This is a genomic window from Streptomyces sp. V4I23 (genome assembly GCF_030817975.1).
Lineage (GTDB): Bacteria > Actinomycetota > Actinomycetes > Streptomycetales > Streptomycetaceae > Streptomyces.
On sequence record NZ_JAUSZW010000004.1, the window covers coordinates 4,187,108 to 4,211,388 of the forward strand.

The 24,281-nt window shown below is 70.7% G+C and carries 18 protein-coding genes, 4 tRNA genes and 1 pseudogene; 14 read left to right on the forward strand and 9 right to left on the reverse strand.

Annotated elements, in window-relative coordinates; all coding sequences use genetic code 11:
* Positions 1 to 45 precede the first annotated feature (45 nt).
* The 3 genes from QFZ82_RS21310 to purM all read left to right on the forward strand — a co-directional run bounded on the left by QFZ82_RS21310 (position 46) and on the right by purM (position 3,950).
* The gene (locus tag QFZ82_RS21310) at positions 46 to 852 is read left to right on the forward strand and encodes an META domain-containing protein (RefSeq protein ID WP_307714671.1); all 807 of its coding nucleotides are present in this window, start codon (positions 46 to 48) and stop codon (positions 850 to 852) included.
* Positions 853 to 1,322: 470 nt separating this feature from the next.
* Complete coding sequence (purF, locus tag QFZ82_RS21315; RefSeq protein WP_177153798.1) at positions 1,323 to 2,840, forward strand: amidophosphoribosyltransferase; 1,518 nt, start codon at positions 1,323 to 1,325, stop codon at positions 2,838 to 2,840.
* Between the two features lie 42 nt (positions 2,841 to 2,882).
* Complete coding sequence (gene purM / locus QFZ82_RS21320) at positions 2,883 to 3,950, forward strand: phosphoribosylformylglycinamidine cyclo-ligase (RefSeq protein ID WP_307714672.1); 1,068 nt, start codon at positions 2,883 to 2,885, stop codon at positions 3,948 to 3,950.
* 54 nt (positions 3,951 to 4,004) lie between these two features.
* Here the strand turns inward: purM and QFZ82_RS21325 are convergent, their stop codons facing one another.
* Together QFZ82_RS21325 and QFZ82_RS21330 are read right to left on the reverse strand one after the other, a co-directional pair.
* Positions 4,005 to 4,268, reverse strand: coding sequence for a DUF3073 domain-containing protein (locus QFZ82_RS21325; protein WP_177153145.1), 264 nt, complete (start codon positions 4,266 to 4,268; stop codon positions 4,005 to 4,007).
* Between the two features lie 281 nt (positions 4,269 to 4,549).
* On the reverse strand, positions 4,550 to 5,650 hold the full coding sequence (locus QFZ82_RS21330; protein WP_307714673.1) for a Glu/Leu/Phe/Val dehydrogenase dimerization domain-containing protein: 1,101 nt from the start codon (positions 5,648 to 5,650) through the stop codon (positions 4,550 to 4,552).
* A 155-nt stretch (positions 5,651 to 5,805) separates the two neighbouring features.
* Here QFZ82_RS21330 and QFZ82_RS21335 point away from each other — a divergent pair.
* Both QFZ82_RS21335 and bldC read left to right on the forward strand, forming a co-directional pair.
* Positions 5,806 to 6,637 (forward strand): annotated as a pseudogene (locus QFZ82_RS21335) (hypothetical protein).
* 477 nt (positions 6,638 to 7,114) lie between these two features.
* Positions 7,115 to 7,321 carry a developmental transcriptional regulator BldC gene (gene bldC / locus QFZ82_RS21340; RefSeq protein ID WP_003949541.1) on the forward strand — a complete coding sequence of 69 codons (207 nt, stop codon included), beginning with the start codon at positions 7,115 to 7,117 and terminating at the stop codon, positions 7,319 to 7,321.
* Positions 7,322 to 7,678: 357 nt separating this feature from the next.
* Here the strand turns inward: bldC and QFZ82_RS21345 are convergent, their stop codons facing one another.
* The 3 genes from QFZ82_RS21345 to hrpA form a co-directional block, all read right to left on the reverse strand.
* Positions 7,679 to 7,873, reverse strand: a complete 195-nt coding sequence (locus QFZ82_RS21345) for a DUF6274 family protein (RefSeq protein WP_307714674.1) — start codon at positions 7,871 to 7,873, stop codon at positions 7,679 to 7,681.
* A 252-nt stretch (positions 7,874 to 8,125) separates the two neighbouring features.
* A tRNA-Asp gene (locus QFZ82_RS21350) sits at positions 8,126 to 8,200 on the reverse strand.
* 90 nt (positions 8,201 to 8,290) lie between these two features.
* Positions 8,291 to 12,241 carry an ATP-dependent RNA helicase HrpA gene (hrpA, locus tag QFZ82_RS21355; protein ID WP_307714675.1) on the reverse strand — a complete coding sequence of 1,317 codons (3,951 nt, stop codon included), beginning with the start codon at positions 12,239 to 12,241 and terminating at the stop codon, positions 8,291 to 8,293.
* Between the two features lie 118 nt (positions 12,242 to 12,359).
* Here hrpA and QFZ82_RS21360 point away from each other — a divergent pair, with 118 nt between their 5' ends.
* The 3 genes from QFZ82_RS21360 to QFZ82_RS21370 are packed head-to-tail and all read left to right on the forward strand — an operon-like array spanning position 12,360 to position 14,554.
* Positions 12,360 to 12,899 carry a hypothetical protein gene (locus QFZ82_RS21360; protein ID WP_307714676.1) on the forward strand — a complete coding sequence of 180 codons (540 nt, stop codon included), beginning with the start codon at positions 12,360 to 12,362 and terminating at the stop codon, positions 12,897 to 12,899.
* A 60-nt stretch (positions 12,900 to 12,959) separates the two neighbouring features.
* Positions 12,960 to 13,727, forward strand: coding sequence for a DsbA family protein (locus QFZ82_RS21365; protein ID WP_307714677.1), 768 nt, complete (start codon positions 12,960 to 12,962; stop codon positions 13,725 to 13,727).
* Positions 13,724 to 14,554 carry a cytochrome c biogenesis CcdA family protein gene (locus tag QFZ82_RS21370; RefSeq protein ID WP_307714678.1) on the forward strand — a complete coding sequence of 277 codons (831 nt, stop codon included), beginning with the start codon at positions 13,724 to 13,726 and terminating at the stop codon, positions 14,552 to 14,554. Before QFZ82_RS21365 ends, QFZ82_RS21370 begins: the two co-directional genes overlap by 4 nt.
* Positions 14,555 to 14,660: 106 nt before the next feature.
* Here the strand turns inward: QFZ82_RS21370 and QFZ82_RS21375 are convergent.
* The 4 genes from QFZ82_RS21375 to QFZ82_RS21390 all read right to left on the reverse strand — a co-directional run bounded on the left by QFZ82_RS21375 (position 14,661) and on the right by QFZ82_RS21390 (position 16,580).
* Positions 14,661 to 14,737, reverse strand: a tRNA-Phe gene (locus QFZ82_RS21375).
* Positions 14,738 to 14,759: 22 nt separating this feature from the next.
* A tRNA-Asp gene (locus QFZ82_RS21380) sits at positions 14,760 to 14,834 on the reverse strand.
* A gap of 39 nt (positions 14,835 to 14,873) precedes the next feature.
* Positions 14,874 to 14,946: transfer RNA gene (locus tag QFZ82_RS21385), tRNA-Glu, on the reverse strand.
* Positions 14,947 to 15,026: 80 nt separating this feature from the next.
* Positions 15,027 to 16,580, reverse strand: a complete 1,554-nt coding sequence (locus QFZ82_RS21390) for a metallophosphoesterase (RefSeq protein WP_307714679.1) — start codon at positions 16,578 to 16,580, stop codon at positions 15,027 to 15,029.
* Between the two features lie 76 nt (positions 16,581 to 16,656).
* Between QFZ82_RS21390 and QFZ82_RS21395 the strand changes: the two genes are divergently transcribed.
* From QFZ82_RS21395 to QFZ82_RS21420, 6 genes are all read left to right on the forward strand, one after another.
* Positions 16,657 to 17,007, forward strand: coding sequence for a metallopeptidase family protein (locus tag QFZ82_RS21395; RefSeq protein ID WP_307714680.1), 351 nt, complete (start codon positions 16,657 to 16,659; stop codon positions 17,005 to 17,007).
* Complete coding sequence (gene crcB, locus QFZ82_RS21400; protein ID WP_373429309.1) at positions 17,004 to 17,483, forward strand: fluoride efflux transporter CrcB; 480 nt, start codon at positions 17,004 to 17,006, stop codon at positions 17,481 to 17,483. The genes QFZ82_RS21395 and crcB overlap by 4 nt, the downstream gene beginning before the upstream one ends.
* Complete coding sequence (locus QFZ82_RS21405; protein WP_307714681.1) at positions 17,480 to 17,842, forward strand: CrcB family protein; 363 nt, start codon at positions 17,480 to 17,482, stop codon at positions 17,840 to 17,842. Before crcB ends, QFZ82_RS21405 begins: the two co-directional genes overlap by 4 nt.
* Positions 17,843 to 17,923: 81 nt before the next feature.
* Positions 17,924 to 18,517 (forward strand): hypothetical protein, encoded by a 594-nt coding sequence (locus QFZ82_RS21410; protein ID WP_307714682.1) that lies wholly within the window; start codon positions 17,924 to 17,926, stop codon positions 18,515 to 18,517.
* A 257-nt stretch (positions 18,518 to 18,774) separates the two neighbouring features.
* Entirely contained in the window at positions 18,775 to 20,946 is a 2,172-nt protein-coding gene (locus QFZ82_RS21415) for a DEAD/DEAH box helicase (RefSeq protein ID WP_307714683.1), read from the forward strand.
* 237 nt (positions 20,947 to 21,183) lie between these two features.
* On the forward strand, positions 21,184 to 24,270 hold the full coding sequence (locus QFZ82_RS21420; protein ID WP_307714684.1) for an FG-GAP-like repeat-containing protein: 3,087 nt from the start codon (positions 21,184 to 21,186) through the stop codon (positions 24,268 to 24,270).
* Positions 24,271 to 24,281 lie beyond the last annotated feature (11 nt).

The window sequence follows — 24,281 nt, forward strand, 5'->3', positions numbered from 1 at the left end:
GGCGGTCCGGGGGAACCGGCCGCGGGGCCGCCCCGTCCCAGGGATATGCGCTACCAGCTGAGCATTCCTGTCACCGCCCTGGCCCTTCTGGCCCTGGCCGCCTGCGGCACGGAGCGGGGAGGCGGGGCCGGCAGCGGCGACACCGTTGCACCTGACGTTCCTCTCGCCGGCGTGCGCTGGTCCGTGGAGAGCGTGAGCGTCGACGGCACGAAGACCGCTTCCCCGTCCGACGCGTATGTGGAGATCACCGACAAGGGCCGGGCGCAGGGCAACTACGGTTGCAACCACTTCGGCGCCGACATCACGGTCGAGGGCGACACCGTGACGGTCGGCCCCGGCGAGGTGACCGAGATGGCCTGCGACAAGAAGATCCAGGGCTTCGAGGACGCCCTGCGCGCCGCGTTCTCCGGCAAGCTCAAGGCGAAACTCACCGACGGCAGGCTCACCCTCACCACCGAGAAGGGCGACACGATCGCACTGACCGCCGAGCGGCCCTCCCCGCTGATCGGCACCAAGTGGACCGTGGACTCCCTGGTGGCGGACGAGACGGCCACCTCTCTGCCCGCCGGCACCGAGGGCAAGGCGCATCTGACCATCGCCGAGGACGGCACCGTCGGCGGCAGCCTCGGCTGCAACCGTTTCACCAGCACCGCGAAGGTCTCCGGGGACTCGATCACCTTCGGCCGCCTCGCCTCCACGCGGAAGCTGTGTCCTGGCCCGGTGATGGATCTGGAGCGCGAGCTGGTCCAGGTCCTGAAGCAGGGGACGGTGAAGTACGAGGTGAAGCACCGCGCCCTGACCCTCACCGCGTCCAACGGCAAGGGTCTGGCGGCGTACGCGGACATGCGCTGATCGGCCGGGATCGCGCGGCGCAGCACACAGAGGGACATACCCGCCACAACCGGGCGTCGGCGGGGTGCCGGGAGAGGCGGGAGAGGGGCCGGGTGGTGCCCGGAATGTCGGAAAATGCTCCCCGCTGCCGACGGGGCCGGATGTGAACTAGCGCACGCGGCCACAGGTGGCGCTCGCGACACCGGCCAGGTCGGCGCGGCGGCGCTCCACGCGTGTGACCGCACGGTCACCGCGGGGCTGCACGGCCCAGGAGCCCGGCCGTGACCGGCCAGGTGCGTCAACGATCGTCCCGGCATGCGGACGCCGGAATGGACGATTTGGCGATCTTCCCAAGCCGCCCCGACGGCGGTACGGGCACTGCCGATTCCTGCCTCCGGCGCTGCGTGGAGGCCGCTCGGCGGGCTCCCGGAATGAGGTTGCGAGGCATCCCCAATTCGGACCAGTGGTCGATCTCGCCTACACTCGGTTGTGTGCCACGTGGTGACGGACGACTCAACCACGACCTGCTCCCCGGTGAGAAGGGCCCCCAGGACGCTTGCGGCGTCTTCGGTGTCTGGGCTCCGGGTGAAGAGGTCGCGAAGCTCACTTACTTCGGGCTCTACGCCCTCCAACATCGAGGCCAGGAATCCGCGGGAATCGCGGTCAGCAACGGCTCTCAGATCCTCGTCTTCAAGGACATGGGCCTCGTGTCCCAGGTCTTCGACGAGACCTCTCTCGGCTCCCTGACCGGTCATATCGCGGTCGGTCACGCCCGCTACTCGACCACGGGCGCCTCCGTGTGGGAGAACGCGCAGCCGACCTTCCGGGCCACGGCCCACGGCTCGATCGCGCTCGGCCACAACGGAAACCTGGTCAACACGGCGCAGCTGGCCGAGATGGTCGCCGAGCTCCCCAAGGAGAACGGCCGGGCCACCCAGGTCGCCGCGACCAACGACACCGATCTGGTCACCGCTCTGCTCGCCGGACAGGTCGACGAGGACGGCAAGCCGCTGACGATCGAGGAGGCGGCCGCCAAGGTCCTTCCCGACGTCCGGGGCGCCTTCTCGCTCGTCTTCATGGACGAGGGCACCCTCTACGCGGCCCGTGACCCCCAGGGCATCCGCCCGCTGGTCCTCGGCCGTCTCGACCGCGGCTGGGTCGTCGCCTCGGAGAGCGCCGCTCTCGACATCTGCGGCGCGAGCTTCGTCCGCGAGATCGAGCCCGGCGAGCTCATCGCCATCGACGAGAACGGCATCCGCACCTCTCGCTTCGCAGAAGCGAAGCCCAAGGGCTGTGTCTTCGAGTACGTCTACCTGGCGCGTCCCGACACCGACATCGCCGGCCGGAACGTCTACCTCTCCCGGGTCGAAATGGGCCGGAAACTGGCCAAGGAAGCCCCGGTCGAGGCCGACCTCGTCATAGCGACGCCGGAGTCCGGTACGCCCGCCGCGATCGGCTACGCCGAGGCCAGCGGCATCCCGTACGGCTCCGGCCTGGTGAAGAACGCCTACGTCGGCCGCACCTTCATCCAGCCCTCGCAGACGATCCGCCAACTGGGCATCCGCCTGAAGCTGAACCCGCTGAAGGAAGTCATCCGCGGCAAGCGGCTGGTCGTCGTGGACGACTCGATCGTCCGCGGCAACACCCAGCGGGCCCTGGTCAAGATGCTCCGCGAGGCCGGCGCCGCCGAGGTCCACATCCGGATCTCGTCCCCGCCGGTGAAGTGGCCCTGCTTCTTCGGCATCGACTTCGCCACCCGCGCCGAGCTCATCGCCAACGGCATGTCGATCGAGGAGATCGGCAAGTCGCTGGGCGCCGACTCCCTCGCGTACATCTCCATCGACGGCATGATCGAGGCGACCACCATCGCCAAGCCGAACCTCTGCCGCGCCTGCTTCGACGGCGAGTACCCGATGGAGCTGCCCGACCCCGAGCTGCTCGGCAAGCAGCTCCTGGAGACCGAGCTTGCGGGTGGCGCCGACGCCGCCGACGCGCTCCGTCGGCCGTAATCCCCGCTCCAACGCAGTCACGACACGAAAGCTCTCAACCTCATGAGTGAGACCACCGGTGCCAGCTACGCAGCCGCGGGCGTCGACATCGATGCGGGTGACCGCGCTGTCGAGCTGATGAAGGAGTGGGTGAAGAAGACGCAGCGCCCGGAGGTTCTGGGCGGTCTGGGTGGCTTCGCCGGCCTCTTCGACGCCTCGGCCCTGAAGCGTTACGAGCGTCCGCTGCTGGCGTCCGCGACGGACGGTGTGGGCACGAAGGTCGACATCGCCCGGCGGATGGGCGTGTACGACACGATCGGGCACGACCTGGTCGCGATGGTCATGGACGACATCGTGGTGTGCGGCGCGGAGCCGCTGTTCATGACGGACTACATCTGTGTGGGCAAGGTGCAGCCGGAGCGGGTGGCCGGGATCGTCAAGGGCATCGCCGAGGGCTGTGTGCTGGCCGGTACGGCGCTGGTCGGCGGTGAGACGGCCGAGCACCCGGGTCTGCTGGGGCCGGACGACTTCGACGTGGCCGGTGCGGGCACGGGTGTGGTGGAGGCGGACCGGCTGCTGGGTCCGGATCGTATCCGGACGGGTGACGTGGTCGTGGCGATGGCGTCGTCGGGGCTTCACTCCAACGGGTACTCGCTGGTGCGGCATGTGCTGTTCGACCGGGCGGGGATGTCGCTGGAGCAGCAGGTCGAGGAGTTCGGCCGGACGCTGGGCGAGGAACTGCTGGAGCCCACCAAGATCTACTCGCTGGACTGTCTGGCGCTGACCCGGACGACCGAGGTGCACGCGTTCAGTCACATCACCGGCGGCGGGCTCGCGGCGAACCTGGCGCGGGTGATCCCGGACGGTCTGCACGCGGTGGTCGACCGTTCGACGTGGACCCCCGGCGCGGTGTTCGACCTCGTCGGCCGGGCCGGTGACGTGGAGCGGCTGGAGCTGGAGAAGACCCTGAACATGGGCGTCGGCATGATGGCCGTCGTCCCGGCGGAGTCCGTCGAGGTCGCGCTGACCACCCTCGCCGACCGCGGCGTGGACGCCTGGGTCGCGGGCGAGATCATCGAGCGCGGTGACCGTGCCACGGGTGCCGAGCTGACCGGCGACTACGCAAGCTGAACAGCACAGAACCCGGTCCGGGGCAGGCCCCGGACCGGGTCGGTGAGTACAGCGTCAAGCGCCGCGGCGCTGTGACGACGGGCCGGACTCGTCGTCCTCGTCCTCGTCGTCGTTGTACATGTCCGCGTACCGCGCGTACGGGTCGTCTTCCTCGTCGTCGTCCTCGAACGGCTCGCCGTTCGGCGGCTGGCTCGAAATCGGACTCGAAGTCGATGCGCCCAGCTCGTTGGCCAGACGCGACAGGTCAGTCCCGCCGCTGTTGTACTTCAGCTGGCGGGCGACCTTTGTCTGCTTGGCCTTGGCCCGGCCGCGCCCCATGGCTCGACCCCCTCGGTGACGGGGCTCGACGGCCCCAGAGTCTTGACACGCGTTCATGAGTCGGAACGGGCTCTCCGTGAAGAGCTCGGTCCGTAGGGCTTCAACGGTACCTGCTTCCGCGGCCATACGGTACGCCGCCCGCATGAGGTGCCGCTTCACACGACCCGCGAGGCGCCCTGTCCTCGCTGGTCAACTGCGATTTTAACCTCTTCCTGGCGCCCGACCCGCCGACCGGGGTGAGTCTTGTCTCCCCGGACGGGCGGGCCGGGCGGGCGCCCGGGTCAGCGACGGCGGGCGTCGGCCATGCGCTGCTCGGCGATCCGGTCGGCCGCGGCGGCCGGCGGAATGCCGTCTTCCTTCGCACGTGCGAATATTGCCAGCGTGGTGTCGAAGATCTTCGACGCCTTCGCCTTGCACCGGTCGAAGTCGAAGCCGTGCAGCTCGTCGGCGACCTGGATGACGCCGCCGGCGTTCACCACGTAGTCGGGGGCGTAGAGGATCCCGCGGTCGGCGATGTCCTTCTCAACGCCCGGGTGCGCGAGCTGGTTGTTCGCCGCGCCACAGACGATCTTGGCGGTCAGCGCCGCCACGCTGCCGTCGTTCAGGGCGCCGCCGAGCGCGCAGGGCGCGTAGACGTCCAGACCCTCGGTGCGGATCAGGGTGTCGGTGTCGGCGACCGCGGTGACCCCGGGGTGCTTGTCGAGGATGCGGCGCACGGACTCCTCGCGCACATCGGTGATCATGACCTCGGCACCGTCGGAGAGCAGGTGCTCGACCAGGTGGTGGCCGACCTTGCCGACGCCGGCGACGCCGACCTTGCGGCCGCGCAGCGTCGGGTCGCCCCACAGGTGCTGGGCCGAGGCGCGCATGCCCTGGAAGACGCCGTACGCGGTGAGCACGGACGAGTCGCCCGCGCCGCCGTTCTCGGGGGAGCGGCCGGTGACCCAGCGGCTCTCGCGCGCGACGACGTCCATGTCGGCCACGTAGGTGCCGACGTCGCAGGCGGTCACGTAACGGCCACCGAGGGAGTCGACGAACCGGCCATAGGCCAGCAGCAGCTCTGTTTTTTGACTGGGCTCGAACTGCTCCGGGTCGCCGATGATCACGGCCTTGCCGCCGCCGTGGTCCAGGCCGGCCATGGCGTTCTTGTACGACATGCCCCGGGAGAGGTTCAGCGCGTCGGCGACGGCCTCCTCGTCGGAGGCGTACGGGTAGAAGCGGGTGCCGCCGAGGGCCGGGCCCAGGGCGGTGGAGTGGATGGCGATGACGGCCTTCAGGCCGGAGGCGCGGTCCTGGCACAGCACGACCTGCTCGTGCCCTCCCTGCTCCGATCGGAACAGAGTGTTCAGTACATCGACCGGAGCGCCGGTTACATCGGTCACGGTGGTGACTCCCAAGTACGAAGCGGCGGATGCGGACCCTCCTGCGGGTGGGGAGAGTCCGGTTGGGCAAGAGAGTAAGTCCTCACCAAGCGTAGATCCGACCCGGTGCCGAGGATCACCCTCCGTCGGAGTACGGACATGGAAGGATCTGCGGCATGCCGGCGCTGTCATCGGTCCTTGTCCCGTACGCGGCCTACCTGCGGATCTACGAGCCGCTGGCGGCCTTCCCCGAGCCGGAGCGCAGCCACTGGGCGCGCTACGCGCGCAGGGAGGACACCCCGACCGTCCAGGACGAACTCCGCCGCTCCCTGGCCGACTTGCTGCCGACCCCGCCCGTCGCGGTGCGCGTCCACGAGAGCGCGGACGCCTTCGTGACCGATGTCGACGGCGTGGTGTGCGTCTGCCCGTGGCGCACGCGCCTGCGCGGCTGGCTGGCCCTGGAGGAGCTGCCCGCGCAGCTGCCCGGCGGCGCTCCTGGACGCGGCGCTGCCGCCGGTCGTGCGCGAGCAGGCCGCCGCCGACTTCGCACAGTGGCGTGAGGAGAACCCGGACGCCCGCCCGTGGATCAGGACGGCCGTGTGGGGGGTGCCCGTGGGCTGGTTCGTGCTCTTCGCCGACGAGGAGCGCGAGTACACGGCCACCGCGCCCTCGCTGCGCTACCGGACGCCCATGGTCCAGGCCCGTCGGCGGGTGGCCCGCGGGCTGCGGACGCTGCGGGAGGAGATTGACGAGGGGCCGCTGACCGAGAGCCTGGTGGACGTGGGGCGGTGGCTGGAGGAGTTCCACCCGCGGTCACTGGTCGAGCTGGACTACGGCGGTCTGGTGCACGCGCTGCCCGGCGAGCTCCTGGCGGCGGACCGGTCGGCGGCCGACGCGGCGGAGGGGATCGCGGCGCTGCGGGCCGGGGACGGCGAGGGCGCGGCCGAGGCGTACGGGCGTCTGACGGAGCGTTGGAGAGCCGTGAGGGATCGTCAATTCGCGAACTGATGGAGGCGGGCAGCGACGGCGGCGGCCGGGAGGGGACGTAGGTCCCGATCCGGGCGATTGCCTCAAGCGTGATGGATTACACTAACCGCTCCCTTGCGTCCATCGCCCACCCTCGTGTCAAAATAGGACAAGGAGTCCGGGGAGGGTTCCTTCCATCCAAGTAAGGGCGGATTGCTCAGCATTGCACGCTATGGGGGGTCTGAGGACTCCTGATCGCTCTGTGACTGATCGTCACTGTGACGTGACTGTCCGTTATGGCATGGTCCATCGGCCTTCCGCCGCTGATGGACACCTGAGAGGGCAATTCCATCGGTTTGGCCGACGTGGCTGGACAGATGGTGTAGTTGTAGTGCCGAGGACAAGCCGTTCGTCCTATAACCGACTCGGCCCGCGTCCGCCATTTCGGGCAACGCGGGTCAAGGTGCAGAATTTAGAGGAAAGAACCGAGAAGGTTCGGTTCTCCCGAGGAGGCCGCTCATGACCGCTCGCACCCCTGATGCCGAGCCGCTGCTGACCCCGGCTGAGGTCGCCACGATGTTCCGCGTGGACCCGAAGACGGTCACCCGCTGGGCTAAGGCGGGCAAGCTCACGTCCATCCGCACGCTCGGTGGACACCGCCGCTACCGCGAGGCAGAGGTCCGCGCACTGCTTGCGGGTATCCCGCAGCAGCGCAGCGAGGCCTGAACACCCCGTTTGACCGGGCATTTCCTGGGCCCCCACCCTGGATGAGCCCACCACTGGCTCCACAGACGCGCGTCTGCCCCAACAGGCCTTCGTCTTCGATCGCGCTGGACTCCGCCGGGTCCAGCGCGATCTTTTTTGTGCGCCGGCACCGGCTGTTGCCGGGGTTACGCATGACATCGGTGTCGACGCCTGGGGCTGCTGGGGGAGTGGTGCAATGGCACATATTAAATCGGCCCCTTGTAGGGAGGGGCTAAATGCCGCGGTTCAGGAAATCCGTTCGGTGACACCCGTCACAGTGCGCGACTCTTGCCAAAACCCGGACCATCACCCAATCGGCCGCGCCATGGCGGGTGTTGGTCACTCCTCGGTGGCTTCCGGAGCGGGGTCGGATGCGGCCGGCCCGGGCTCCGGATCGGGGCGCTCCATGGCCAGGCGCAGGAGCCGATGGCAGACGGGGCAGCTCCTCGTGAGGTGGCGGTAGCCCGTGGCGGCCGCCAGATGGGCGCGCAGGAGCGCGCGTGTCTCGTGCCGCCTTGCCGCAGACGCCGCCATGTACGCCACCCCCTGGACCCTGGGTACCGGCGGCGGATGACACCGTCAAGACGGCACGGGCGTGCGGATGACAAAGGCCCGCGTCGACGCGACGCGGGCCTTCACGCGAACGGGCGTGGTCCTGACGGGATTCGCCGTGTCCGGCTGCGGCTCCTCCCCCTGCCTTCGGCGGCGGCACAGTGGCACCGGCTCCGGCGTCCCGGGTACGACGAAGGCCCGCATCGACGTGATGCGGGCCTTCGGTCAATCGCGCGGTCCTGACGGGATTTGAACCCGCGGCCTCCACCTTGACAGGGTGGCGAGCACTCCAAACTGCTCCACAGGACCAGGTTTCGCGGCCGGACACTCCTTGGCCGCGAGAGAGACTGTACAGCAGGTTCGTTGGTCAGGTCGAACTCACCCAGGGCGAGCGGATCGTCACGGTGCGGCCGCGTCGATCGCCTTCACGATCCGCTTGTCCGAGACGGGATACGCCGTGCCCAGCGCGTGCGCGAAGTAGCTCACCCGCAGCTCCTCGATCATCCAGCGGATGTCCAGGACCTCCTGGGGCACCGGCCGGCCCGGGGGCAGCTGCTCCAGCAGCCAGGCGTACTCGTCCTGCATCTCGTGGACCTTCTCCATGCGCGTGGTGTCGCGCTGGACGGCCGTCGGCATCTGCTGGAGCCGGCGGTCCACGGCGATCAGGTAGCGCATCAGGTCGGGGAGCCTGCGCAGGCCCGTGCGCGTCACGAAGCCGGCCGGTACGAGGGCCGCCAGCTGCTCGCGCACGTCCTGGACGTTGTTGATCAAGGTCAGGCTGTTCGTGCCCTTCAGGCGCCGCTCACAGGCCTGCCAGGCCGCCAGGATCTGCTGCACCTGATCGATGGTCCGGACGGTCATGTCCACGAGGTCCGAGCGGACCTTGTCGAACAGCTTCCGGAACGATTCCTCGTCCCACGCCGGGCCGCCGTGGTCGGCGATGAGCCGGTCCGCCGCCGCCATGGCGCAGTCGTCGAACAGCGCCTGGATCGAACCGTGCGGATTGCGGGACAGCGCCAGCTTCTGTTGGTTGGTCAGCCTGTCGGAGGCGAACTTCGCCGGGTTCACGGGGATGTTCAGCATGATCAGGCGGCGGGTGCCCTGCCACATCGCCTGCGTCTGCTCGGCCTCGGTGTCGAAGAGCCTTACGGAGACGCTGTCGCCCGCGTCGACGAGCGCCGGGTACGCCTTGACCGGCTGGCCGGCCCGGCGTGTCTCGAACACCTTCGTCAGCGTGCCGATCGTCCAGTCCTTCAGGCCGGTGCGCTCCAGCGACTCGCCCGACGGGCCGGAGGCGGCGGCGGCCTTGGACAGGGCCTGGCGGGCCTTGGGCCGCAGCTGGAGCTTCAGCGCCTCCAGCTCCTTGTCCTCGGCGAGCTTCTTGCGGCGCTCGTCGACGATGCGGAAGGTGACCTTGAGGTGGTCGGGAACCCGGGACAGGTCGAAGTCGTCGGCCGTGACCGGGACGCCGACCATTCGCTGGAGCTCGCGCGCCAGGGTGACGGGCAGTGGCTCCTGCAGGGGGACGGCCTTGTCCAGGAACGCCTTCGCGTAGTTCGGCGCCGGCACGTAGTGGCGGCGGACCGGCTTGGGCAGAGAGCGGATCAGCTCGGTGACGACCTCTTCGCGCAGGCCCGGGATCTGCCAGTCGAAGCCCTCGTCGGTGACCTGGTTCAGCACCTGGAGCGGGATGTGCACGGTGACGCCGTCCGCGTCCGCGCCCGGCTCGAACTGGTACGTCACCCTGAACTTCAGCCGACCCTGCCGCCACGAGTCCGGGTAGTCGTCCTTGGTGACCGCGCCGGCCTTCTCGTTGATGAGCATCTCGCGCTCGAAGTCGAGCAGGTCTGGCTGCTCGCGGCGCTTGTGCTTCCACCAGGAGTCGAAGTGGGCACCGGACACGACGTGTTCGGGGACCCGCTGGTCGTAGAAGTCGAAGAGCGTCTCGTCGTCCACGAGGATGTCGCGGCGGCGGGCGCGGTGCTCCAACTCCTCGACCTCGGTCAGGAGTTTGCGGTTGTCCGCGAAGAACTTGTGGTGGGTGCGCCAGTCGCCCTCGACGAGAGCGTTGCGGATGAACAGGTCGCGGGAGGTCTCCGGATCGATCCGCCCGTAGTTCACCTTGCGCTGGGCGACGATCGGCACGCCGTAGAGCGTCACCTTCTCGTACGCCATGACGGCCGCTGCGTCCTTCTCCCAGTGCGGCTCGCTGTACGTGCGCTTCAGCAGATGCTGGGCGAGCGGCTCGATCCACTCCGGCTCGATCTTCGCGTTGACACGGGCCCACAGGCGCGAGGTCTCCACGAGCTCGGCGGACATGACGAAACGCGGCGGCTTCCTGAAGAGCGCGGAGCCCGGGAAGATCGCGAACTTGGCGTTCCGCGCACCCAGGTACTCGTTCCTCGCTGTGCTCTTCCCGCCCTCCGCCCCGGCGGTCTTGACGTCCTTCATGCCGACGTGCGAGAGCAGGCCCGAGAGCAGGGACACGTGGACGGACTGCTCCGGGGCGTCCTCCTCGTTGACGTGGATGCCCATCTGCCTGGCGACCGTGCGCAGCTGCGAGTAGATGTCCTGCCACTCGCGGATGCGCAGGAAGTTCAGGTACTCCTGCTTGCACATGCGGCGGAAACTGGAGGAGCCGCGTTCCTTCTGCTGCTCGCGGACGTAGCGCCACAGGTTGAGGAAGGCGAGGAAGTCGCTCGTCTCGTCCTTGAAGCGCGCGTGCTGCTGGTCGGCCTGCGCCTGCTTGTCGGCCGGGCGCTCGCGGGGGTCCTGGATCGACAGCGCGGCCGCGATCACCATGACCTCGCGCACGCAGCCGTTCTTGTCGGCCTCGATGACCATCCGGGCGAGCCGGGGGTCGACCGGGAGCTGGGACAGCTTGCGGCCGAGCGGGGTGAGCTTCTTGCGGGGGTCCTTCTCCGCGGGGTCGAAGGCTCCGAGCTCCTGGAGCAGCTGCACGCCGTCGCGGATGTTGCGGTGGTCCGGCGGGTCGATGAACGGGAACTTCTCGATGTCGCCGAGCCCGGCCGCGGTCATCTGGAGGATGACGGACGCGAGGTTGGTGCGCAGGATCTCCGCGTCCGTGAACTCGGGGCGCGAGAGGAAGTCGTCCTCGGAGTACAGGCGGATGCAGATGCCGTCGGAGGTACGGCCGCAGCGGCCCTTGCGCTGGTTGGCGCTGGCCTGGCTGACCGGCTCGATCGGCAGCCGCTGGACCTTCGTGCGGTGGCTGTAGCGCGAGATCCGGGCGGTGCCCGGGTCGATCACGTACTTGATGCCGGGGACCGTCAGCGAGGTCTCGGCCACGTTCGTGGCCAGGACGATGCGGCGGCCGGTGTGCGGCTGGAATACGCGATGCTGCTCGGCGTGCGAGAGCCGGGCGTACAGCGGCAGGACCTCCGTGAAGCGGTACTGCTTCTTGTTGAGCGCGTCCGCGGTGTCGCGGATCTCGCGCTCGCCGGAGAGGAAGACGAGGATGTCGCCCTTGCCCTCGCCCATCAGCTCCTCGACGGCGTCCGTGATCGCGGTGATCTGGTCGCGGTCGGAGTCGTCCGACTCCTCTTCGAGGAGGGGGCGGTAGCGGACCTCGACCGGATAGGTCCGGCCGCTGACCTCGACGATCGGCGCGTCGCCGAAGTGGCGGGAGAAGCGCTCCGGGTCGATCGTCGCGGAGGTGATCACGACCTTGAGGTCGGGGCGCCTGGGGAGCAGCTGAGCGAGGTAGCCGAGGAGGAAGTCGATGTTCAGTGACCGCTCGTGGGCCTCGTCGATGATGATCGTGTCGTAGGCGCGCAGCTCGCGGTCCGTCTGGATCTCGGCCAGCAGGATGCCGTCCGTCATCAGCTTCACGAAGGTCGAGTCCTGGTTCACCTGGTCGGTGAAGCGGACCTTCCAGCCCACGGCCTCGCCGAGCGGGGTGCGCAGCTCCTCCGCGACACGCTCGGCCACCGTACGGGCGGCGATCCGGCGCGGCTGCGTATGGCCGATCATGCCGCGCACGCCGCGGCCGAGCTCCAGACAGATCTTGGGGATCTGGGTCGTCTTTCCGGACCCGGTCTCGCCCGCGACGATCACGACCTGGTGGTCCCGTATCGCCTGGAGGATCTCGTCCTTCTTCTGGCTGACCGGGAGCTGCTCGGGGTACGTGACCTCGGGTACGCGCTCGGCGCGCCCCGCGGTGCGGGCCGCGGACTTCTCGGCCTCGGCGGCGATCTCGTCCAGCACGGCCTGCCGCGCCTCGGGCTTACGGATGCGGCGGGCGCCCTCGAGACGACGGCCGAGCCGGTGGGCGTCGCGCAGGGACGCCCCGGCCAGCAGGGTCTGGAGGTCTGCGAAGGAAGTAGACATACGGAGTCCAGGATCGCACTCTCCGGAAAGCGCTGGCGAACTCATTTCGTCAGCAAGCTGGTGCAGTATGGAGCGAATCGTTCATCCCTCCCGAGCGTCCTGAAGGGAAAGCGCGCCCATGCTGATCGGCCGCGACCGCCGGCACCGCGTCGTGGTGACCGCGAGCCTGCTGCTCGGGCTGCTCGGCACGCTGCTGGGATGCGTGGCGGCCCTGTCGACGGAGGCGGCGGCCCCGCACGCGGGCTCGAACCGCGGTGCCGTGGCTGCCGGGAAGGGCTCCGCCCGCGGTGCGGTGGTTGCGCCGGTCGCCGGGACCGGGGTGGCAGCCGTCACCGGTGCCGGGGCGGACATCGCCCGCGGTGGTGCGGCCGGCGTGCGGACGGGTGCGGGATCCGCGCCGGGCGAGGCGGTCCTCGCCGGGGCTGCGAAGCCGCCCGGATGCGGGGAGCGCACCGGGGCCGGGGACAGCGGGGCGCACCCGGGTGTGCCTCCGCGCGGCGGCTCCGCGTACGAACTGCTGCCCGCCCTGCCCCAGACCCACGGCAGCGGCGGCGTCGCGCTCGTCTGCGACCAGACCGCGCTGGACGTCTCGCCCCTGCGCGGCCCGCCGCCGCTCGCGCCGCCTTCCGCGGTCGACCTCTCCGTCCTGCGCGTATAGGCCCGCCGGTCCCCTCACCGGCACCCGTTTCCGTCAGGCCTTTCGTTCAGGAGCTCCGCCATGCCTTCCGCGTATCCCGCCACGTCCACCTCCTCACGCAAGCCGCTCGCGATCGGCGCGGGCGTGCTCGTCGCCGCGCTGCTGCTCGGCTTCGCCTCCTACACCGCCACCCGGCCGGAGGCGGCGCCGTCCGGCGGGTCCTCGTCCGGCGGCTCCTCCTCCGTCGCCGACGGTTCCGCCGAGCCGCAGGCCGGCACGCACCCCGAGCTGGAGAAGCTCGCCCGCCGTGACGCGAAGGATCCTCTTGCGGCGGGCCGCGCGGACGCGCCCGTCGTGATGGTCGAGTACGCGGACTTCCAGTGCGGCTACTGCGGGAAGTTCGCCCGCGACACCGAGCCGCAGCTCGTGAAGAAGTACGTCGACGCCGGTGTCCTGCGGATCGAGTGGCGCAACTTCCCGATCTTCGGCGAGGCGTCCGAGGCCGCCGCGCGCGCCGCGTGGGCGGCGGGTCAGCAGGGCCGCTTCTGGCAGTTCCACGCCGCCGCGTACGCGGAGGGCGCCAAGGAGAAGGGCTTCGGCCCGGAACGCCTCACGGCACTGGCCCGCGAGGCGGGGGTGCGCGACCTCGACCGCTTCACGCGTGACCTGGACAGCGACGCCGCGCGCCGGGCGGTCACGAAGGACCAGGAGGAGGGCTACGGTCTGGGCGCCACGTCCACGCCGTCCTTCCTGGTCAACGGCCGGCCCATCGCGGGAGCGCAGCCGCTGGAGACGTTCACCGAGGCGATCGAGGCGGCGGAGCGGACCGCGAAGCAGGGGCCGCGATGAACGACATCGGCTATCTGGCCGCGTTCCTCGGCGGTCTCCTCGCCCTGATCAGCCCGTGCAGCGCCCTGCTGCTGCCCGCGTTCTTCGCGTACTCGGTCGACTCCACGGGCCGGCTCCTGGCACGCACCGGCATCTTCTTCGCGGGCCTCGCGACGACCCTGGTCCCGCTCGGCGCGGCCGGGTCCTTCGCGGGCCGGCTCTTCTACGGCCATCGCGACCTGCTGGTCTCGGCAGGCGGCTGGCTGATTGTCACGCTCGGGGTGGCGCAGATCCTCGGGATGGGCTTCGCCTCACGCCGTATCGCCGAGGTGTCGGGCCGGATCCGTCCGACGACGGCCCTGTCCGTCTACGCCCTGGGCCTGGTCTACGGGCTGGCGGGCTTCTGCGCGGGCCCCATTCTGGGGAGCGTGCTGACGGTCGCGGCGCTGAGCGGGAGCCCGGTCTACGGCGGGCTGCTGCTCGCGGTCTACGCCCTGGGCATGGCGGTCCCGCTGTTCCTGCTCGCCCTGCTCTGGGACCGCTTCGACCTGGGCGGCCGCCGGTGGCTTCGCGGCCGGGAACTGCGCGCGGGCCGGTTCCGGCTGCACACGACGTCGCTGGCGTCGGGCCTGTTCTTCGTGCTGCTGGGCACGGTGTTCCTGGCCTTCGACGGCACGACGGCCCTGCCGGGCCTGCTCTCGGTCGACGACTCGTTCGCGGTGGAGGAGTGGGCGTCGGGCATCGGCAGAGCGGTGCCGGACTGGGCGCTGCTGGTGCTGGTGGTCGCGGTGGCGGCGCTGGTCCTGGGCGTGCGCGGCTGGCGCCGCGGCGAGAAGGAGAAGGCGTAGCGCGTGCCCTGGGACGGGGGCTCTCGAAGTCCCCGTCCCAGGGCCCCCGACGTCAGGGGTCCGCGGAAACGGCGAAGGCCCCGATCCGGGGATCGGGGCCTTCTGCTGGTGGCTGGGGCCGGGGTCGAACCGGCGACCTATCGCTTTTCAGGCGATCGCTCGTACCAACTGAGCTACCCAGCCACGAAGCTCTTTCGAGCTCCAGCGGTCCTGACGGGATTTGAACCCGCGGCCTCCACCTTGACAGGGTGGCGAGCACTCCAAACTGCTCCACAGGACCAAACATTGTGCGAGAACAAGTCTCGCACACGGTGATGCGTGCCCCCAACGGGATTCGAACCCGTGCTACCGCCTTGAAAGGGCGGCGTCCTGGGCCACTAGACGATGAGGGCTAAGGGCCCGCCTGGGCGCTTCTCAGCGCGTCGGGGACGTGAGAAGCATATGGGATGCGGGGACCTATCGCCAAAACGGTTTACGGGGAGGGCGACGGCGAGTTCCCCGACGGGCTCGCAGAAGGCTCTGGCGGCTCCGCGACATGGCGGCTGACCTCCGCTGTCGTCAGGCCCAGGCCGCCCAGCGTGATCTCGTCCCACGCCTGCAGCCGCCGGCTCGTCCGGTCGAGGTAGAGCACCGAGGCCCGCACCTTCTCCGGCTGCTTGTCCTCCACCGCGCGCAGCCCGCCGCCGCCCGTCGATCCCTCGATCCTCAGGCGCGTGCCGTTCGGGAGGATCTCGGTGTGGCGCTTGTGGATGTGCCCCGCCAGGACCAGCGGCACCGTGCCGTCGGTCTCGCGGGCCGCGACCGGGTTGTGGGCGACCGCGATGTCGACGGGGGTGCCCGCGCGCTCCTGGTCGCGCAGGGCGGACGCGAGGCGGATGCCGGTCATGCGTTCCGCCGGGTCGCCCTGGGCCTCGACCGACCGGTCAGGGGTGAACTGCGGGTCGCCGCTGCCCGCGATGCGCAGTCCCCCGACGCTCACGGCCCGCCCCTCGTCGAGGACGTGGACGTTCTTCATCCGGGACAGGTACTCCTGCGTCGTGCGCGAGTCGTGGTTGCCGCGGACCCACACGTAGGGCGCGCCCAGATCGGGGATGGGGTCGAGGAAGCCGTTCTCGGCGGAGGACCCGTGGTCCATCGTGTCGCCGGAGTCGATGATCACGTCGATGCCGTACTGCTTCACGAGGGAGCCGATGATGTGCCAGGCGGCGGGGTTGAGGTGGATGTCGGAGACGTGGAGCACCCGCATCGTGCCCGGGTCCGGCGAGTAGGTCGGGAGCGTCGACGTCGCGTCGTACAGCTTGGTCACGTTGGTGACCAGGCGTGCCAACTCCTTCTGGTAGACGTCGAATTCGGTCACGATCGAGCGCGCGTTGCCGACGACGGAGGGTGCGGACGACAGCAGTCCGGAGAACTTCGGCTCCAGGACGGACTTCGGGTTCCAGGTCGCGGCCGCCGAGACGCCGGACGCGGCGAGGAGCGCGAGCGCGAGGCCGCCCGCGGCGAGGGCGCGGCGGGGGCGGCGGTACACGGCGAGGCCCAGCGCGGTCGCCCCGGAGACGACGGCGACGCAGGACCGCAGGGCGAGCTCGGTGGTCCCGTCCCGGACGTCGGCGGAGATCTCCTCCTGCAGGCCGGACAGCCGCTCGGGGTGTTCCACCAGGGCCTGGGAGCGGACGGGGTCGAGGCGGTCCACGTCGACGTCGAGGCGGACGGGGGCGACGTGGGAGTCGAGTTCGAGGGCGCCGAGCGGGGAGACGTTGATCTTCGTGCCGCCGCTGAGGGAGGGGCGCAACGTCATGGTGGCGTCCATCGGGCCGACCGGCGTACGGACGTTGCCGACGATCAGCAGGCCGAGCCAGGCGCCGATGAGGACGACGGCCGTCAGTCCGAGGGCGCGGACCCAGGGCCGCTGGGCCGTGGCGAGTGCGGTGGTCTGCGAGGACGTGCGGCCGCCGGGGCGCGGCGCGGTACGGAACGGGCGGGTCGGGCGGGTCGGCTGGTTCGGTTCCGGGGCTTCGCGGGCCATTGGTCCCGTATGCCCCACGCGACCGGCGACCATGCCGGGGCGGCGCGGTCCGCGTGCCGTGCGTGACAATGGCCGGGTGCTGGAGATGACGCGCGAGGAGTTCGAGGAACTGGTCGCCGAGGCCCTGGACAGGATCCCGCCCGAACTGACGCGGCTGATGGACAACGTCGCCGTGTTCGTCGAGGACGAACCCACCCCGGACGACCCCGAGCTGCTCGGGCTCTACGAGGGGACTCCGCTGACGGACCGCGGCGAGTGGTACGCGGGTGTGCTGCCGGACCGGATCACCATCTACCGGGGCCCGACCCTGCGGATGTGCGAGACCCGTGAGGACGTCGTCGCGGAGACCGAGATCACCGTGGTGCACGAGATCGCCCACCACTTCGGTATCGACGACGAGCGGCTGCACGCCCTGGGGTACGGGTGAGTTCCGGCCCCTGGGGCGCCGGAGAGGCCATCGACCCGGACGTCGATCTGCACGTCCCGGCACAGCGCGCGGAGCTGGCCGGCGCCCACAAGTGGGCGGTGCTCGGGGCGATCTCGGCCGGCGGCGCGGTGGGCGCGTCGGCGCGGTACGGGGCGACGCGGCTGTGGCCCACTGCGGAGGGGGCGTTCCCCTGGGCCGTCTTCTGGGTGAACGTGCTGGGCTGCGCCCTGATCGGCGTGCTGATGGTCCTCGTGAGTGAAGGCGGCCGGTCCGCGCATCCGCTGGTGCGGCCGTTCCTCGGCGTGGGTGTGCTGGGGGGCTTCACGACGTTCTCGACGTACGCGCTCGACTTCACCGAGCTGCTGGAGCGCGAGGAGGCGGGCACGGCACTGGCGTACGCGGGCGGCACGGTCGCCGGTGCGCTGGCCGCCGTGTGGGCGGCGGCCTCGGTGACGCGGTGGGCGGTCCGGCGGTGAACTGGCTCCTCGTGATCCTGGGCGCGGCGGTCGGCGCCCCCCTGCGCTACCTGACGGACCGCGCGGTGCAGGCGCGGCACGACTCGGTGTTCCCGTGGGGGACCTTCACGGTGAACGCCGCGGGAAGCCTCGTCCTCGGCGCCCTGGCCGGGGCGTCGGTGTCGTCGGGGACGTACGCGCTGCTCGGCACGGGGCTGTGCGGTGCGCTCACGACGTACTCCACGTTCTCCTACGAGACGCTGCGGCTCGCCGAGCGCGGCTGGAGGTTCCTGGCCGTGGCGAACGTGGCCGCTTCGTTGCTGGTGGGGCTCGGATCGGTGTTCCTCGGCGTGGAGTTGGCGCGCGGCCTCGCGGGCTGAGGGGGCCGGGAGGCGTGTCCCCCACGGGGTGACGGGAGTTGGGCAGGGCGACCCGCGATCCCCTGTCCCGGAGGTGCTCCCGTGCGCCAGTTGTCAGCCCCCGGCCGGACGGCCGTCTGGATCGCCGCCTCCTTGGCGGCCATGGCATCGGCAGGCTGTATGAGCGTGGGCGAGGACGAGGGCCGCAAACCCGCGCCCAGCACCTCGTCGGAGCGGCGCGGGGCGGCGGCGGAGCCGGACGGCGGCCACGGAGCGCCGGGCGGCGCGCAGCGCCCGGTCGGGCACGGCGAGGAGGGCCGGCACGGGAAGGACGCGACGGCGGACGACGAGGCCGGGAAGGGGCGGGACGCCGAGGGATCGCCGAGCCCGAGCGGTGCGGCGAGCGGTGGGGCGGAGCCGACGCCGGGCGGGAAGCCTGCGAAGCCGGGGGCGAAGCCGACGCCGCCGCACGGCGGCGGGTCCCCGCCCCCGACCCAGCAGCCCCCGACCCTCCCTCCGCCCCAGTCGCCCACGCCCCCGGTGAGCCCGACGCCGCAGCCGAGCGAGCCGACGGACCCGCCGCCGGCGTCGTCGGCGCCCGAGGTGCACGCGGGGGCGACGCGGTCGGTCGAACACCCGGGCAGCCACCGGGGCGGCGACGAGCCCACGGCGTTGCCGCAGGGCAGGCCGGCGTAGATCCCCTGGGGAGGCGGGACTCGGCCCCGCCTCGCCCGGACGGCGGGTGTAAGGCGGGTCACTCGCGGGCGGTTTGCCTTTGCCGGGGGAGGGTGCGTATGGTGGTAGATCGTTTGATCCCATTGCCCGGCGCCGAAACGGAAGCGCGCCGTGTGGCGCGTATTTCCCTAGCCGTGGCTGACCGCATCGAGGCGGTCGAATTGCGAATTCACGGGGTTTGGGCGCGTGCCGAGACTCCGGAAGGTTTCGCATTTCGCATGTCCACTTTCAGTACTGATCACGCCGTCATGCCCGAGAACGACACGCTCGACGAGACGGTCTCCGAGGCCGCCGAGACGGCCGCCGAAGAGCCCCAGGAGCCCCAGATCACGTTCGCGGATCTCGGCCTGCCCGAGGGCGTCGTCCGCAAGCTCGCCCAGAACGGCGTGACCACCCCCTTCCCGATCCAGGCCGCGACCATCCCGGACGCCCTGGCCGGCAAGGACATCCTCGGCCGTGGCCGCACCGGCTCCGGCAAGACCCTCTCCTTCGGTCTGCCGACCCTGGCCACGCTGGCCGGCGGCCACACCGAGAAGAAGAAGCCCCGCGCGATCATCCTCACCCCGACCCGTGAGCTCGCGATGCAGGTCGCGGACGCCCTCCAGCCCTACGGCGACGTGCTCGGCCTCAAGATGAAGGTCGTCTGCGGCGGTACCTCCATGGGCAACCAGATCTACGCCCTCGAGCGCGGTGTCGACGTCCTCGTCGCCACGCCGGGCCGCCTGCGCGACATCATCAACCGCGGCGCCTGCTCCCTGGAGAACGTCCAGGTCGCCGTCCTCGACGAGGCCGACCAGATGTCCGACCTGGGCTTCCTGCCCGAGGTCACCGAGCTGCTCGACCAGATCCCGGCCGGCGGTCAGCGCATGCTCTTCTCCGCCACCATGGAGAACGAGATCAGCACGCTGGTCAAGCGCTACCTGACCGACCCGGTCACCCACGAGGTCGACAGCGCCCAGGGCAACGTCACGACCATGACGCACCACGTGCTCGTCGTGAAGCCCAAGGACAAGGCGCCGGTCACGGCCGCCATTGCCGCCCGCAAGGGCCGCACGATCATCTTCGTCCGCACCCAGCTGGGCGCCGACCGCATCGCGGAGCAGCTGCGCGACTCCGGTGTGAAGGCCGACGCGCTGCACGGCGGCATGACGCAGGGCGCCCGTACGCGCACGCTGGCCGACTTCAAGGACGGCTACGTCAACGCGCTCGTCGCGACCGACGTCGCCGCCCGCGGCATCCACGTCGACGGCATCGACCTCGTCCTGAACGTGGACCCGGCCGGCGACCACAAGGACTACCTGCACCGCTCCGGCCGCACGGCCCGTGCCGGCAGGTCCGGCGTCGTCGTCTCGCTGTCGCTGCCGCACCAGCGCCGCCAGATCTTCCGCCTCATGGAGGACGCGGGCGTCGAGGCGTCGCGTCACATCGTGGGCGGCGCGGGCGCGTTCGACCCGGAGGTCGCCGAGATCACCGGTGCGCGTTCGCTCACCGAGGTCCAGGCCGACTCCGCGAACAACGCCGCCAAGCAGGCGGAGCGCGAGGTCGTCGAGCTGACCCGCCAGCTGGAGCGCGTGCAGCGCCGCGCGGCCGAGCTCCGCGAGGAGGCCGACCGCCTGGTGGCGCGCGCGGCCCGCGAGCGCGGCGAGGACCCGGAGGCCGCGGTCGCTGAGGTGACCGAGGCCGCCGAGGCCGAGATCGCGGCCGCGCCCGAGGCGCAGCCGGAGCGTGAGTCCCGCGAGGAGCGCCCCGCGTACGACCGTCGTGACGACCGGGGCAACTTCGAGCGCCGCGGCAACGACCGTGGCGACCGTGGTGGCTTCCGCCGTGACGACCGCCGTGACGGTGACCGTGGCGACCGTGGTGGCTTCCGCCGTGACGACCGTCCGTCGGGTGGCTTCCGCTCCGGCGGCAGTGACCGTCCGTTCAACCGTGACCGCCGTGACGACCGTCCGTCGGGCGGCTTCCGCCGGGACAACGACCGTGGCGGGTTCAACCGTGACCGTGACGACCGTGGTGGCCGTTCCTTCGAGCGTCGTGACAACGACCGTGGTGGTTTCCGCCGTGACGACCGTCCGTCGGGCGGCTTCCGCCGGGACAACGACCGTGGCGGGTTCAACCGTGACCGTGACGATCGTGGTGGCCGTTCCTTCGAGCGTCGTGACAACGACCGTGGTGGCTTCCGCCGCGACGACCGCCCGGCCGCCCACCGCGGCAGCGACCGCCCGAACGGCCGCCGCGACGACCGCCCCTCGGGCGGCTTCCGCGCCGGTGGCGAGCGCCACGACCGTCCGTACGGCCGCCGCGACGACCACCGCGGCGCCGGTTCGAACTCCGGCTCGTTCGGTGGCGGCCGCCGTGACGACAAGCCGCGCTGGAAGCGCAACGGCTGACGCTGTGTGACCTGCTGAGACAGGGCCCGTACGACACTTCGGTGGCGTACGGGCCCTGTTGCGTTGAACGGGTTCGAAAGTGCCTTCCGCTGCTGGTGGGGCTGCTGTTACAGTCCTCTCACTTGCATGGGGTGCGGTGTGGCTGGGGGGCCTCTCACACTTATGTCCGGCGTTTGGCCGGGCACAGGGCACCGCTTGAATCCCCGTGCCTCTTTCATGCCTCAGGGGAGGACCCGAGTGCCTCGTAGCGCTCTTCTACGCCATTCCATCGCGGCCGTCGCCGCGACCACCCTTCTCGCCGGCATCGGTCCGCTCGCGTCGACGGCGACCGCGGCCGAGGACCGAGGAGTCGTTTTCCCGGCGGCGGTCGCGGGGCAGCCGCGCACCGTGGTCCCGCTCGTCGCGGGGCCGAACGGCTACCTGCGCTACGAGCAGGGCCGTGGACACTTCTGGAGCACCTACGCGGGCGACTCCACGCCGCTCTCCGTCGAAGAGGAGGGGCCGGAGGCCGACGGCACGTACGGCGCCGGTTTCGACGGCTTCGCCACGTACCTGGCCGACTGGACGCCTGCGTCGGACTCGGTCCGGCTGGTGAACACGGCCACGGACAGCGTCAGCTACCTCGACATCCCGAGCGGTCACCAGTACGTCGGTGTCTTCGGGTCCACCGTGGTCACTTTCACCCAGACCACCACGACCGCCCCGCGCGCGTGGCATCTGCTCCGGAAAGTGAACGGCACGGTGCAGGACACCCCGGTGACCGGCTGGCCGGAGGACGGGCTGCCGCCCGCCAAGGCGGTGACCGGGACGGCGGACGGCATCCTCACCACGTACGAGCTGAACGGCGCCTCCCGCTCCGCCTGGATCGACCTTGCCTCGGGGCAGGTGCGCACCGTCCCCCGTGACGCGGCCGCCCAGCCGGTGTCCACCGTGTCGAGCCCGACCGAGGTCGTGGAGTGGGCGAAGGACGGCAAGGCGCGGTTCTACGCCAAGGGCGAGGCCGGCGCGTCCGGTCCGCTCGCCCTGGCCGCCACGACCGACCTTCCCTACAACGAGGGCGACGTGCTGCTCGGGGTCGTGGGCAGCCGGCTGATCGTCGGGCGTGCCTCCGGCCAGCACTCCTCCGCCCCGTACCGCGTCGTCTCCGTGCCGCGCGCGGGTGGGGAGGAGACCACTCTCTTCGCCCACGGGCGCAAGCAGGCGCTGGCGGCTCCGGACGGCGGGCTGCTGCTGGTCGCGGGGGCGACCGCCGACGCGCTGAGCCTCCAGAGGCTCGTGCCGGAGGGAGACGGGACGGCAGCGGCCAAGCTCGTGGACGTCACCCCGTTGAACTCCAAGCCGAGGTCGTTCAGCTTCAGCCACGGCCGGCTCGAGTCCCTGGAGCAGATGCCCGACGAGAGCAACGCCTTCCGCACGCGGTCGGTGTCCGTGACGGGCGAGCTGACGGCCGGGGCGACGCAGGAGCGGGGCGACTTCGGGCTCGGCATCGACGAGTGCACCGACGAGAGTCCCTGCCAGGACCACTTCGCCACAGGCGACGGACGCCTGGTCGTCCAGGGACCGTTCGGGTCGGACGACGAGCCCCAGGTGGTGGAGCAGGGCGCGACCTCGGGGCGCGTCCTGACCACCGAGCTCAAGAACGTCCAGATCTCTGACGTCTCCGGGCGTTACGCGCTCGGCGGCGGAGAGACCGAGACCGGCGAGTGGGTGACGGACACCGCCTTTGACCTGGACACGGGCAAGCGACTGGCCACGTTCCGCGTTCCCGCCTTCAGCAACGACCTGTACGGCGACACCTTGTGGGCGCCGGGCGAGGTGAACGGAACGGTCGTCGGCTACGACGTCCGCACCGGTGCGGTGAAGCGCACGGTCGACCTGGGCTCGGGCTGCCGGGCGGAGTCCATCAAGGTCACGGCCCACTGGCTGAGCTGGGACTGTGCCGGCCCGGTTCCCACCGGCGGTGTCTACGACCTCGACAAGAACATCAACAAGCCCTACACGCAGCCGTTCTCGGTGCTCGGTGACGGCTACGTCGTCCAGACAGAGGGCCGGGACCTGACGGTCACCGACATCCGTGGCGCCGAGCCGGTCGTCAAGGCCACGTACCAGACCTCGGAGGACAACTTCGAACAGGGCCCGTGGACCGTGGACACCGCCACCGGTCGCATGGCCTTCCAGGACAACGCCGTCGGTGACGTCCGCGTCGTCGATCTCGGCGTCCCGGCGTCGCCGCTGGCCCGGATCGACGCCGACGTACCGGCCGCGCAGGCGGTGAACGGCGGCGCTGCCTCCTGGAAGCCGCGCTGGTGGCTGTCGAAGCCGGCCGCGTCCTGGACGCTGACGCTGAGGAACAAAGCGACCGGTGCCGTCGCACGCACGCTCTCCGGGGGTGAGGCGCGGGGCCTGCTGCGGGCCTCCTGGGACGGCAGGGACGCGGCCGGGAAGCTTGTCGCGAACGGCGCGTACACCTGGGCGCTGACCGCGAAGCCGGCCGACGGCCAGGGCGCGGACCTGAACCTGACGGGCTCGGTCGCGATCAGCGGGGCCGCGCCGGTGTTCCGGGACCTCGTCGGGAACGACGGGTTCGGCGAGCTGCTGGTGAAGGACTCGACGGGCCTGGTGTCGCTGTACAAGGGAACGGGCACGGGTGGGGTCTCCTCGCGCGTGGCGGGCAGCGGGAAGTTCGCGGTCGACGCGCATCTCGTCCCCTTCGGAGACGTGAACGGCGACCGCTGCAACGACGTGCTGGTCCGGCAGGCGTCCGAGCTGCTGGTGTACCGGCCGGGCTGCGGCAAGGTGGTCTCCCCGTCGTCGCCCTACACGGTGATCGGCTCCGGCTGGAGCCAGTACGACGTGCTGACCTCGCCCGGTGACATCAACGGTGACGGACGCCACGACCTGATCGCGCGTCAGACGACGACGGGTGACATGTACTTCTACGCGGGGACGGCGGATCACCGGTTCAAGGGCCGGGTGAAGATCGGCACGAACTGGAAGACGTACAAGAAGATCGTGGGCGCCGGTGACCTGAACGGTGACGGCCGCGGCGATCTGCTCGGCGTGGACGGTTCGGGTGCGCTGTGGCGCTACTACGGGACGGCGACCGGCTCGGTGACGTCCCGCGTGAAACTGGCGGACGCGTGGGGTTCGGCGTACACGACAGTCGTCGGCATGGGTGACATCTCGGGTGACGGCAAGCCGGACGTGGTGGCGCGTGACGCGGCCGGGAAGCTGTTCCGCTTCAGCGGGACGGGGGCCGGGACGCTCGCGGCCCGGGTGGAGATCGGGAACAGCGGCTGGGCGGCCTTCAAGGGCCTGTACTGACAAGCGTCTCG